The 12,413-nt window shown below is 69.5% G+C and carries 11 protein-coding genes; 3 read left to right on the forward strand and 8 right to left on the reverse strand.

The window, feature by feature from the left end:
* Positions 1–40: 40 nt before the first annotated feature.
* From ABZW60_RS32085 to ABZW60_RS32115, 7 genes are all read right to left on the reverse strand, one after another.
* Positions 41–1,453: an aminoglycoside phosphotransferase gene (locus ABZW60_RS32085; RefSeq protein WP_355483222.1), complete on the reverse strand. Its 1,413-nt coding sequence runs from the start codon at positions 1,451–1,453 to the stop codon at positions 41–43.
* Complete coding sequence (treS, locus tag ABZW60_RS32090; RefSeq protein ID WP_355483767.1) at positions 1,454–3,166, reverse strand: maltose alpha-D-glucosyltransferase; 1,713 nt, start codon at positions 3,164–3,166, stop codon at positions 1,454–1,456.
* Positions 3,167–3,438: 272 nt separating this feature from the next.
* Positions 3,439–3,654: a hypothetical protein gene (locus ABZW60_RS32095; RefSeq protein WP_355483224.1), complete on the reverse strand. Its 216-nt coding sequence runs from the start codon at positions 3,652–3,654 to the stop codon at positions 3,439–3,441.
* A 115-nt stretch (positions 3,655–3,769) separates the two neighbouring features.
* Positions 3,770–3,982 carry a hypothetical protein gene (locus tag ABZW60_RS32100; RefSeq protein ID WP_355483226.1) on the reverse strand — a complete coding sequence of 71 codons (213 nt, stop codon included), beginning with the start codon at positions 3,980–3,982 and terminating at the stop codon, positions 3,770–3,772.
* 51 nt (positions 3,983–4,033) lie between these two features.
* The gene (locus ABZW60_RS32105; RefSeq protein ID WP_355483228.1) at positions 4,034–4,249 is read right to left on the reverse strand and encodes a hypothetical protein; all 216 of its coding nucleotides are present in this window, start codon (positions 4,247–4,249) and stop codon (positions 4,034–4,036) included.
* 14 nt (positions 4,250–4,263) lie between these two features.
* Positions 4,264–5,142 (reverse strand): hypothetical protein, encoded by an 879-nt coding sequence (locus tag ABZW60_RS32110; RefSeq protein ID WP_355483230.1) that lies wholly within the window; start codon positions 5,140–5,142, stop codon positions 4,264–4,266.
* A gap of 116 nt (positions 5,143–5,258) precedes the next feature.
* Positions 5,259–6,377 (reverse strand): OmpA family protein, encoded by a 1,119-nt coding sequence (locus tag ABZW60_RS32115; RefSeq protein WP_355483232.1) that lies wholly within the window; start codon positions 6,375–6,377, stop codon positions 5,259–5,261.
* 224 nt (positions 6,378–6,601) lie between these two features.
* Here ABZW60_RS32115 and ABZW60_RS32120 point away from each other — a divergent pair, with 224 nt between their 5' ends.
* The 3 genes from ABZW60_RS32120 to ABZW60_RS32130 all read left to right on the forward strand — a co-directional run bounded on the left by ABZW60_RS32120 (position 6,602) and on the right by ABZW60_RS32130 (position 7,828).
* Complete coding sequence (locus tag ABZW60_RS32120) at positions 6,602–7,219, forward strand: winged helix-turn-helix domain-containing protein (RefSeq protein ID WP_355483234.1); 618 nt, start codon at positions 6,602–6,604, stop codon at positions 7,217–7,219.
* A gap of 87 nt (positions 7,220–7,306) precedes the next feature.
* On the forward strand, positions 7,307–7,522 hold the full coding sequence (locus ABZW60_RS32125) for a hypothetical protein (RefSeq protein WP_355483236.1): 216 nt from the start codon (positions 7,307–7,309) through the stop codon (positions 7,520–7,522).
* A 42-nt stretch (positions 7,523–7,564) separates the two neighbouring features.
* Positions 7,565–7,828: a hypothetical protein gene (locus tag ABZW60_RS32130; protein ID WP_355483238.1), complete on the forward strand. Its 264-nt coding sequence runs from the start codon at positions 7,565–7,567 to the stop codon at positions 7,826–7,828.
* An 82-nt stretch (positions 7,829–7,910) separates the two neighbouring features.
* On the opposite strand, the gene ABZW60_RS32135 is transcribed toward ABZW60_RS32130, so the two are convergent.
* Positions 7,911–12,314: a S8 family serine peptidase gene (locus ABZW60_RS32135; RefSeq protein ID WP_355483240.1), complete on the reverse strand. Its 4,404-nt coding sequence runs from the start codon at positions 12,312–12,314 to the stop codon at positions 7,911–7,913.
* Positions 12,315–12,413 lie beyond the last annotated feature (99 nt).

A 12,413-nucleotide genomic window follows, 5' to 3' on the forward strand; every position in this document is an offset into this window, starting at 1 on the left:
CGCGGTCGGTCAGCGCGTCGCGAACGGCGTTCCGGCGGGATTACCGACCGGCCAACTGTGCGGCCGCCGACAGCGGGATCCGCAGCCAGGTCGGGCGGTTGCGGGCCTCGTAGAGCACCTCGTAGATCACCTTGTCGGCGAGGAACGCGTTCAGCAGGACGTGCTGGCCGCGCGGATCCGTGCCCGCCACCTCGGCGTACCCGTCGCAGAAGGCCTGCTGGTTGCGGGTCGCCCACTCGGCCGCGCGGTAGGCGATCTGCTGGTCGCCCTCGTGGTCCTGCAGCAGCGACCGGGCCGCGTAGTCGAACGAGCGCAGCATCCCGGCGACGTCCTTCACCGGCGTGTCCAGCGCCCGGCGCTCGACCAGCGACTTGGCCGGCTCGCCCTCGAAGTCGATCAGCTTCCAGCCCTCGATCGTGCGCAGCACCTGACCCAGGTGGTAGTCACCGTGGATCCGCTGCACGGTCACCGGCTGGTCGTACGCCGCCAGCGCGTCGAACGCCCCCGCCAGCCCCGCGGCGTACGGCGCGAGCTCCGGGATCGCCGCCGACGCGGTGTCCAGCCGGCGGCGCATCGCGTTCGCGTGCTCGACCAGCTTGGCCGGCTCCCAGACGTCGGTGCCGAGCGCCTTCGCCAGCTCGGAGTGCACCTGCGCCGTGCTCGCGCCGAGCCGGTGCGACTCCGGCGCGAAGTCGCCGCCGACCTCCTCGGCGTGCAGGTCGGCCTCCGCGTACAGGTCCCGCACCGACGAGGTCGCGAACGACCAGCCGTCGGTCGAGTTGTTCTGGAACGCCGTCATCATCGCCAGCTCGCCGCTGTCGGTGCCGCCGCCCGCGCGCGGCCACCTGCCGCGCGCGGAACCCAGCACCTCCGGGACCAGCTCGGATCCGGCCTCGGTGAGCGCCGACTCGATCTCCACCCCGGGGTTGCTCCCGGGCTCGAGCCGACGGAACACCTTCAGCAACGCCACGTCGCCGAACACCAGCGACGTGTTGCTCTGCTCCACGGTGAGGACCAGGGACCGTGCGTCCGGCGGCACCTCGACGTGGTGTTCCGGCGCCTGGACGGGGTGGAACTCCAGCCCGTCCAGCTGCCGTCCGTGCGTCAGCCCGTCCAGCCAGTACGGCGTCGCTTCCTTGTCGTGCAGCGCGTCGTACACCCAGACCTCGGTGTCGCCGAGGTCGGGCTCGATCCACTCACCGACCAGCGCGTGGCCGAGGTTCTCGACCGGTGCGCGGTGGTAGCTGAGCGGCAGCTGGTACACCCGGATCGGGATCTCGATCCCGGGCGGACCCGCACAGTAGACGAACCCGATCCGGACCGCGGGCCAGGCGTCCGTGTCCGACAGCCAGGCCGAGGTGGCCATCGCTTCGACATGGACGTCGTGTCCCTTCTCGCCGAACCACCTCTGGCCCGCGCAGAAGGACTGGACCTGGTCCAGATGGGAAGTCACTTAAATGCTCTCCTCATGCTTCTCCGACTGTGCTTCCGGCTTCGCGACCGGCAGCCGGAACCAGTAGAAACCGTGGGCACCGAGGGTCAGAAGGTAGGGCAGCTCACCGATCGTCGGGAAGTGCACACCGCCGAGAAGTTCGACCGGCTCGACGCCCTGCCACTGCCGCAGGTCCAGTTCGATCGGCTGCGGGAACCTGGACAGGTTGTTCACGCACAGCACCACGTCGTCGCCGAACTCGCGGACGTAGGACAGCACGCTCGGGTTGGAGCCGCCCAGGTCGGTGAACGTGCCCATACCGAACGACGGGTGCTGCTTGCGGGTCTGGATCATCCGCCGGGTCCAGTGCAGCAGCGACGAGGCGTTCTCCATCTCGGCCTCGACGTTCACCGCCTGGAAGCCGTAGACGGGGTCCATGATCACCGGCAGGCTGAGCTTGCCCGGCGTCGCGGTGGAGAACGAGGCGTTGCGATCCGGCGACCACTGCATCGGGGTCCGGACGCCGTCGCGGTCGCCCAGCCAGATGTTGTCGCCCATGCCGATCTCGTCGCCGTAGTACAGGATCGGGGAGCCGGGCAGGCTGAGCAGCAGCGCGGTGAACAACTCCATCTTGTTGACGTCGTTGTCCAGCAGCGGCGCCAGCCGGCGGCGGATGCCGATGTTGGCCTTCATCCGCGGGTCCTGCGCGTACTCGCCCCACATGTAGTCGCGATCCTCGTCGCTGACCATCTCGAGCGTCAGCTCGTCGTGGTTGCGCAGGAAGATGCCCCACTGGCAGGTGTCCGGGATCTCCGGCGTCTGGGCCAGGATCTCCGAGATCGGGAACCGCGACTCCCGGCGCACGCCCATGAAGATGCGCGGCATCACCGGGAAGTGGAACGCCATCTGGCACTCGTCGCCGCCCGAGTCCCGGTCGCCGAAGTACTCGACCACGTCGGCCGGCCACTGGTTCGCCTCGCAGAGCAGGACGCGGTCCTCGTAGTTCGCGTCCACCTCCTTGCGGACCCGCTTCAGGAACTCGTGGGTGCGCGGCAGGTTCTCGCAGTTGGTGCCGTCGGTCTCGAACAGGTACGGCACCGCGTCCAGCCGGAAGCCGTCGACACCGCGGTCCAGCCAGAACTTCAGCGCCTCGATCATCGCGTCGCCGACGGCCGGGTTCTCGAAGTTCAGGTCCGGCTGGTTCGAGTAGAACCGGTGCCAGAAGTACTGCCCGCGCACCGGGTCCCAGGTCCAGTTCGAGGACTCGGTGTCGACGAAGATGATGCGCGCGTCGGTGTACTTGTCGTCGGTGTCGGACCACACGTAGAAGTCGCCGTACGGGCCCTCGGGGTCCTCCCGCGACGCCTGGAACCAGGGGTGCTGGTCCGACGTGTGGTTCATGACGAAGTCGACGATCACCCGGATGCCACGAGCGTGCGCCTGGTTGAGGAACTCCTCGAACTCGGGCACCGTGCCGATCTCCGGCATCACGTTGGTGTAGTCGGAGATGTCGTAGCCGCCGTCGCGCAGCGGCGACGGGTAGAAGGGCGGTAACCAGAGGCAGTCGACGCCGAGCCACTCGAGATAGTCGAGTTTCTCGGTCAGGCCCTGCAGGTCGCCGATGCCGTCGGCGTTCGAGTCCTTGAAGGACCGCACGAGGACCTCGTAGAAGACGGCCCGCTTGAACCACAGCGGGTCACTCTTCGTCAGTCCGTGGTGCTGCTCCGGCAGCATGTCGGTCACGCTCACCTCCATCGGGTGTCTCCAAACCTAGCGGTACTGCAGCTTGACTTCAGGCCGCCTGCTCCGGGCACTGCTCCCGGGTACCCCGTTACGGCGTACTCAAAAGGAGGGCAGCACATGGTGCCGGACGCAGGCCGGTGATGTGGTGACGCCGTCGGCCGGACGGTTCCGCAAGGCGTTCGGCCTAGTCTGGCGGCCCTTCGCCGATCCACGCAAATAGGGCTCGCGCTCAGCCTGTACTGCGATTCGATGACGGCGGCGGCTCACCGTTTCCGGTCGCGCTCGCCGCGCTCCTTCTCGGCCTTCTGCGCCGCCCCGCCGCGGCCGCGACCGCCGCCGCGCCGACGCAGCGCACCCCTGAGATTCACCGATCGCAAACCCGGATAAGCCTCGTCGGCGTTGACGTTGCGCCCCTCGCGCCCCTCACCCGGCAGGATGATCGCGTCCGGTTCGAGCGGCTCCGGCGCATCGGGTCCCATCGCGTCCTCCTTCAAGCAGTCGGGCGACGCACCTTGCTGTGCTTACCAGTGCCCAGCAAACGGTACGTCCCCCGACGGGTCGACCGAGGCCTCGCCGTCAACGGTTCTTCTGCATCTACGGCATCTCGACGGTCAGGACCAGCTGCTCGGGCACACCGACCTCTTCGACCAGCAGCGCGAGCGCTGCTTTGAGGTCTTCGATGGCGGCGTCACGGGTCTCGCCCTCACCATTGGCGAACGCGGCCGGTGTCAGGGCGGCCGTGGCGAACCAGCCACCGTCCTCGGCGTCCTCGGCAATGGTGAAGGGAACGGTGATCTCGTGCGGCAACTCCGCCTCCTGGTTACTCAGCGTTGCCGAAATCGTCAGACTGTGACGGGGTCAGTTCTCCGGTACGTCCACGTCGACCGTCAACTGGTCGGGGGCGCCGGATTCGGCTACTGCGCGGGTGATCTGGGTGCGGAGGTCCTCGAGGGAGGCCTCGCGGGTTTCGCCCTCGCCGGAGACGAAGATGTCGGGGGTCAGGGCCGCCTCGGCGACCCAGGTGCCGTCCTCGTCCTGGGCGGCGATGTAGGGCAGGTGGAGCTGACGTCGCAAGGTGTCTCCCGGGGTCAGCCGCGCGGATCCGCGGCCTTGCGCGGACGGCGGGCGTACTTGGTGAAGCCGGCCCGCTCGGCGTCGGCCTCGGAGCGGAACCAGACCTCGGGTTTGGTCCGGCCGTAGTACGGCGAATCGGGCGTGTGGAAGAGCATCGACTGCGCATTGCCCTTGATCGTGAACCCGTCCGGCGGCCCCTGATGCGGCACGGCATCGGCCGACCCCTCGCCATACCTCCCCGGCGGCACGTCGCCGCGCTCGTCCGCACCACCCTCGTCCACCGGCTGGATGTGGTCGAACAGCGTCGGCTCCCCACCCATCAACAACGAGAACTCCGCCCGCTTCTCCCGCTCCCCAACAACACCCGCCTCCGCCGCAGGAGCCACCTCCGCCGCGGCAGCCGGCTTCGCCGCGCCAGGCTGCTCCGCCGTCGCGGACGACTCCGCGACTACGGCCGTCTCGCCAAGGGCGTCCGTCTCGCCAACCGCGTCCGTCTCGCCAAGGGCGTCCGGCTCGCCAACCGCGTCCGTCGTGCCAATCGCGTCCGTCGCGCCAGCCGCGTCCGTCGCGCCAACCGCGTCCGTCTCGCCCACCGCGGGCGGCTTCGCCACGGCAGGCGGATGCCCGACCGTGGGCGGCTTCGCCGCGGCCGGCGCCTGCGCTCCTGCGGACGGCTCCTGGGCAGCGGATGGCTCCGCCACTGCGGACGGTCCCGTCGAAGCCGGCGGGTCTTCGACTGCTGGCGGCTTCGCTGCGGAACGCGGCTCTTTGGCTGCCTGCGGCCGCGGGGTGGACAGGGCTGGGCGGCGGTCGAGGAGGTACCAGGTGATGCCGGCGCCGAGGACGAAGGCCAGGAAGGAGCCGAGCCAGTTGTCGCGGAGGAGCCAGCTCATCGGCGGGCTCCTCTCGCGGGGGTGCGGACCAGGCGGTGCACCAGCCAGGCGGCCGTGCTGCCCAGGACGAACGCGACCAGCAGCAGAAACCAGGTCTCGGCGATCAGCCAGCTCATTCAGTTCCCCTGAACTACTCGGATCTCGGCGCGGCGGTTCGCGACCCGCCCGGCACCGGTGGCGTTGGAAGCGATCGGGAACGCCTCGCCGTACCCGTGCGCGAGGATCCGGTCCGCGCCGACACCCAGCCGCACCAGCTCGGCCTTCACCGCGGCCGCCCGGCGCTCGGACAGCGGCAGGCTGGTCGCGGGCGAGCCGAGGTCGTCGGTATGCCCCGCCACCTCGACACGCACCGTCGTACACGACTTGAGGACGGCGGCGGCCTTCACCACGGACGGCTTGGACGCGTCGTTCACGATCGACGTACCGGACAGGAAGTTGATCCGGTACTCCCGGCTGAACGCGGCCAGCCGGCTCTGGAAGGTACGGCACGGCTCGCTGACCGCGCTCTTCGGCGGCGCCGGCAGCTCCAGCTCGTCCGCGATCACCGCGCCCGGAACAGCCGTCGCGGCGGCGCGGGCGATGGTCGCCTTGGTCGCCTGGTCCGGCACCTGACCGGACAGCGTGACCGTGTCCCCGTCGTACCGCACCGAGGCGTCCCCGGTCCCGATCGCGAGCGCCCGGAGCAGCGCGGACAACGCCGACCCCTCGGCGAGCCCGTTCGCGGCGTCGATCGTGGTGCGGTCGTCGTACTCACGGTCCGGACCGAGCACCTGCTCGACCTCGGCGCGGATCGCGTCCTTGACCGCCTGGCTGCGCACCGGCGCCTGCACCCGGATCGAGCGGTCCGTCCGCCCGACCTCGAACGCCGGTACGTCGGACCGCGGCGGCGCGCTGCTGCTCGCCGGCGCACTCGGGCTCACCGGCGCGCTGGGGCTCGGCGTACTGCCGGAGGCGTTCTCGACCGCGACCGACCGCACGCCGTCGACACCGGCCACGATCTCCCGGACCACGGCGGGATCGACCCCGGACGGGACGGTGATCCGCGCGCTCCGGCCGTCGAAGTCGACCGAGCCTGCCTCGATACCGCGGGCCTTGAGCGCGGCTTCGGTGCGCTCGCGGAGGTCGTCCTCGGTGGTGCCGGCGCGCGCCGGAATCAGCACAGCGGTCAGCAGTACGGGGACTGCGAGGGCCGCGAGCAACCAGATGACGAGCGGCCGCCGAACCAGACCGGGCACTGTTCCTCCGTGGATGCGGTCAGAGTGGCCGTGCCCGAGGAGACTACTCCGACACCCTCGCCGAGCGCACACCGATCCGCCGAACGTCGCAGGTTTTCCTGTCCTGTCTCGGACAGGACGCATATGTGCCAGCCTGCCGCGCAGTGAATCCCTTGACTTAGTTCGGGTCGTGAACCGTACTTATGGCGGGTCGTTTCGACTGGGAGGGGCTTGCTGTGTTGGCGATGGCTGGTAAGTCAGAGGAGAGACCGTCCGACACGTCGTTGATCATCGGCGTGGCCGCGACCACCGCCGAACGGGTCCAACTGGCCCGCCTACTGGGCGAGGCCGACGCCCTACTACTCGTCTCAACCGCCGACCAAGCCCGCGCCTTCCTGGACCTGACCGGTGTCGCCGTGACCCCGGGCGCGCGAGTCGCCGGAGGTGCCGCGGGCGCCGCAGTCGCGCCGAGCGCTGCGGTCGCCGCGGGTGCCATCGGGGCCGTGGGTGGCGTGCCGGTCGCGGCCGTGGACGCGGAGCGGTGGATTCAGGCGGTGCGGGAGCCTGCGCCGGTTGCTGGGCTGTGCCTCGACGTGGACCGGCGGGTGGTCCGGTGGAAGGACCGTGAGATGCCGCTGACCCGGCTCGAGCACGACTTCCTGCACTGCCTGGTAGCGGAACCCGGCCGGGTGTGGACCTACCAGCGCCTGCACCACGCGGTCTGGGGCAACGAGCACCTGGGCCACGGCTCGCACATCCACTCGGTCGTCAAACGCCTCCGCCAGAAACTCGCCAACCTCGGCGCCACAGTCACCATCCACGCCGTCCGCGGCGTCGGTTTCCACCTCCTGCCCACCACCTGACCGGCCCCGCATCCGGGAACGGATGCAACCCATTCCGGCCTGTACCGCATTTGACCCAGAGGAATCTCTGGGGAGCGGGGGACAGGCATGCGCAAGTGGGGCTTGTATCTGGTCGTGGTTCTGGCCGCGGTGGCGGTCCGGGTGTGGTTCGTGGACTACCGGTCCGGTGACTACCTCCGCTACCTCGGACCGTGGTCGACATTCATCGAGACCCACGGCGGCTTCCGGGCCCTCGAGCACGAGTTCTCGAACTACAACGCGCCCTACCTCTATCTGATGGTCGCCGCGAGCTACCTGCCGTAGTCGTCGCTGCTCTCGGTCAAGCTGATCTGGCTCGGCTTCGAGTTGCTCCTCGCGTGGAACGTCCACCGCCTCCTGACCGTCCGCCACCCGACCGGGTACCTGCCGCTGCGCGCGCTCGCGATGATCCCGCTCACGTACCTGCTGCTCGACGTACCGGCGGTCCTGCTCGGAGCAGGCGTCGTGCTGCTCGCGCTGGTGGCGATCGCTCTGCGGGCCAGACTCACCGACGAGCGGATCGTGCTGTACGTCGTGACGTCGGCGCTGCTGACGCCGTCGCGATCGGGGTGCTGCTGGGGTGGCTGCTGACAAGCCGAACGGCCCCGGACGAGGTCCGGGGCCGGTCGGGTCAGCGGAAGCTGACTGCTACTTGACGGGCTTACTCATGGCCTTACTTGATGGACTTCAGGGCGAAGTCCTCGGTGACCGGTTCTCCGGCCAGGAGCTTCGTCGTGCGGGTCTGGGGCTTGTAGCCGTCCTTGGCGGCGATCAGGGTGAGCGGGTTGTTGCGACGGTCGAGCCAGTAGGCGTACTTACCGTCCTTGTCGGTGATGAAGGTGTAGGACTGGGCCCACGAGTCCACCTGCACGATCGCGCCCGGGAGGGCGGCGGAGGCGCCGGACGAGCTGACGCCCGTGACGGTGCCCTGCAGCTTGCTCCAGCTGGTCGGCGGGGTGACGTTCATCGTCACGCCGACCGGAGCGACCGTGTAGGGGGTGTTCTCGCCGATCGTCACGGCACCGCTGTAGGTACCGGGCTGGTCGACGCTCGCGGTGAGCGTGACCTTGACGGTCGCCGACTGTCCCGGGGCCAGCGTGGCCTCGGTCTTGTCGATCGACAGCCAGCTCACGTCCGCCGACGACTCGGTGCAGTCCTCGAGACCCGGCAGGGCCTCGCTGTCCACGGTGGCGTTGAAGCTGCCGGACGAGCCACCGATCTTGTAGAAGCCGCACGCCGCACCACCGCGGTAGCGGGGCAGGTTGGCGTTCGGCAGCGCCGACCAGGTCTCCGCCGACGGGTCGTAGGAGAACCCGGCGTTGGTGACCGCACCGGCCTGGACACCGCCGACGATCAGCAGCTTCCCGCCGGCGACGGCGTACGACGCCGCCCAGTGGTCGGCCGGAGCGTCCGCGATCGCGGTCCAGGAGTCGGCTCCCGGGTCGTAGACGTAGGCCGCCTTGAGCGAGTTGGTGCCGTCGTTACCGCCGGCGCAGTACAGCTTGCCGTCGATGGCGCCGCAGGAAGCGAACGCGACCGACTGCGGGTAGTTCGCCAGCGTCTCCCAGGCGTTCGCCGACGGGTCGTACCGGACGACCGTGTTGCTCATCGGCAGACAGCTGGAGGTGGTGCACCCGCCGACGGCGTACAGCTTGCCGTCGAGCACGGCCTGACCGGCCGCGGCCCGCGGGGCCGGGTTGGCGGCCAGTGCGGTCCAGGCGTTGGCGGCCGGGTCGTACGACCAGGTCTCCGGCGCCGGGCCGGACGATCCCCAGCCGGAGCTGGCGATGATCTTGCCGCCGATGACGCCGACGCTGACGGCGTTGCGAGCACCCGGCAGCGGGGCGATCGCGGTCCAGGCGAGCGCCGCCGGGTCGTACACGTAGCTGTTCGCGGTGGACGCACTACCGTTGCCGCCGGCAATCGAGTAGATCTTGCCGTCGACGTTGACCACCCGGTTGTCCATCACGGTCGCCGGGTAGTCGGCGATGTCGGCCCACGGAGCCGCCATCGGCTTCGCGGCGGCCGGCGCGGCGCCGGTCTTGCCCGACAGCATCCGGGCGAACGAGGTGTCCACGGCGAGCCGCTGCAGCGGGGCGCCGGGCCCGTTCTCCACCTGGGCCTTGGTGGTCGTGGTGCCGTTCGCGTTCTGCAGGACGAAACCGTTGTCCTTCTCGCCGAACTTCACGTCCACCGGCGCTCCGCCGGTGTTGGTGACGGTGAACGACTTGGTGACCTTGCCGGTCGGCAGCTTCAGGTTGCCGGTGACACTGCCCGGCGTGACGGCCAGCTGGCCGGCCTTCAGCGAGTAGTCGGCCGTGGTGGTCCAGTCGGCCTCGACCGCCACGGTCGCGGTCGCGGTGACGTAGTTGCCGGCCTTCGCGGTGAAGCCCTGGTTGCCGTCCGCGGAGGAGTACAGCCAGTAGAAGCCGTCGTTGAGACCGGTGTCCTCGGGCGTCGCCACGGTCGTCGCGGACTCGGTGCTGCCGTCACGGGTGACGACCGCGCCGTTTACGAACCCGTTCGTGTTGGCGTCCTTGACGTTGCCGACGACGATGCCGCCGCCGGTCGGCACACAGGTGACCTGGCTGCCGACGAGTACGTTGTCGACCTCCCACCACCACTCGTACGAGGCGTCGTAGTAGTGGAACCGCACCTGGACCGCGGACTTGCCGGCCGCCTGCGGGATCGCGATCTCCTTGACGCCGCGGACGTCGGCGGTCTGGGCGAGCACGTTGCTCCAGGTCGCGCCGCCGTCGATCGACAGGTCGACGTCGGCCTTCTCGCCGCCGAGGTAGTTCAGGTCCTGGTTGAAACGGATCACCGGAGCGGTGACCGAGGTCAGGTCCACGACCGGGCTGACCAGCGAGGTGTCCTGCTGCCCGCCGCCGCCGTACTTGTCGCTGTCGATGATCGCGAACTTGCCGCTACCACCGGCCAGGTTGCCCCGGTTGCCCGGGTCGTCGAACTTCCAGACCTGCCCGTTGCCCTTGTTGTCGACGACGGTCCAGCCGCTCGGCGCGGCACCGGAGTCGAAGGTCTCGTAGACGCCGTCCGAGCCCCACTTGTAACCGGGCGCGGTGCTGCACGAGCTGGCGTCGGCCGGGACCGCGATGTTCTGGGTCAGGTTGCCGCTGCCGACCGTGATCGGCTGGCTGACGGCCTGGTAACCCGGGTACTTCGTCTCGACCTTGAGGCTGTACGCCGCACCGGACGGGACCTTGAGGCTGTACCGGCCGTTGCTCGGGGTCGTGTAGTCGAACACGCCGCCCGGGCCCTCGACCGTCACCTTCGCGTACAGCGGCCAGCCGTGGCCGGAGCCGTCCGTGACGGTGCCACCGACGCTCACCTGCGGAGTGCTCTCCAGGGCGAAGCTCTTGGTGGTGGTCTGACCGGTGGTGATGGTGACGGTGGCGGTCTGGGTCTTGTACCCGAAGGACGCGACCGTCAGGTTGTAGTCGCCGGCCTGCAGCACCGACGAGAACGTGCCGTTGCTGCTGGTGGTCAGCGTCTTGTCGGGCTGGCCGTCCGCCTTCACCGTCACGCTGGCGCCCGCGAGCGGGGTACCACCGGTGGCGGCGGTGACGGTACCGGTGAGCGTGCCGGTGTCGCCGATCGGCGCGGCGTCCAACAGGGCCAGCGCGTCCAGGCGGCCCTGGCCGAAGACGTTGTTGTTCGCGTCGGTGCCGCCGCACTGGCTGTTCGGCGTGTCGATCGCGGTCTGGTTCAGCAGCGCCCGGGTCGCCGTGACGTCATCCTTGAGCGACGGCGAGGCCGACCACAGCAGGGCCACGGCGGCGGTCAGGTGCGGTGTCGCCATCGACGTACCGTTGAACGCGCCGTAGGTGTTGCCCGGCAGGCTGGACCGGACGTTGACACCGGGGGCCGAGATGTTCGGCTTGATGGTGCCGTTCTGGCCCACACCGCGGCCGGAGAACGACGCGATGTTGTTGTTGATGTCGTAGGCGCCGGCCGAGTAGTTGCTCGTCAGGCTGCCCGGAGAGCCGCTGCTCTGACAGGCCGAGCCGCTGTTGCCGTTGGCGAACGCACCGAAGATCCCGGACGCGGTCCAGGCCAGGGTGATGTCCTCCATGAACGGGTCGTTCGACGGCAGCGTGGAGCCCCACGAGTTGTTGATGACGTTCGGCCGCTTGCTCGCGTCCGGGTTCTGCCCGGCGAGGTCGGTCGGCTCGAGCATCCACTGGCCGGACTCGATCAGCGCGGCGTCGCTCGGGCAGCAGCCGTTCGCGGCGATCCACTTGACGCCCGGTGCGACACCGATCTGGTTGCCCGCGCCGTCGTCGCCGACCATGGTGCCCATCGTGTGGGTGCCGTGGCCGTTGCCGTCGGCCGGCGCGCTCGGCGAGGTGCCGGCCGCGTCGAACCAGTTGTAGTTGTGGTTGAAGGTGCCGTCACCGTTGTTGCCGCGGTACTGGTTCACCAGCGCCGGGTGGTCGTACTGCACACCGGTGTCGATGCTGGCGACGACGATGCCCTCACCCTTGTCGCCGTACTGCGACCAGACCTGGTTCGCCTTGATGTTGGCGACGCCCCATTCGACGGCCTGGATCGCCTTCTCCTGCTGGCCCGGCGTGACCTTCGGTACCTCGATCTGGAGCGGCGCGTACAGGCCCTCGACCTCGGTGTGGCCGGCCAGGTTCTGGGCCAGGTCCAGCGAGCCGCTCTCGATGCGGATCGCATTCGTGCCCCAGAACGACTGGTACTTCACGTGCTGCGCGTCCAGCTCGGCGCGGATCTTCGCCTGGCTGTCCGCGGCGGCCTTCTTCAGCGCGGCGGCGACCGCCGTACCGCGCTCGTTCCAGTTGGTGATCTTGCTGGCCGCGGTCAGGTCGGCCTTCGCCGCGAACCGGACCCAGTAGTCCGTCGCGGCCTTGGCGTCCTTGCCGTCCAGCTTCTCCATCAGGTCAGGCTTGATCTTGGAGGCCGGCGTGGCCTCCGGCTTGGTAGGCGGTGACGCCTGGGCCTGGCCGGCGGCGGCCATCCCGGTCGCCAGCACGGCCACCGTCGCCAGGGCACCCACCAGGGATCTGGCGAGTCCCTTCCGTTGATGTGACATCTCTGCAGCCCCTCACTTGAAAGACCCCGAGTCGACTCCCCCGAGTCATCTGCTGCAGGAGGGCAGTGGTGCGAACTCTGCGTGCCCCCCAGGTCGCGG

This window comes from Kribbella sp. NPDC003557 (assembly GCF_040610805.1).
Classification (GTDB): Bacteria; Actinomycetota; Actinomycetes; order Propionibacteriales; family Kribbellaceae; genus Kribbella.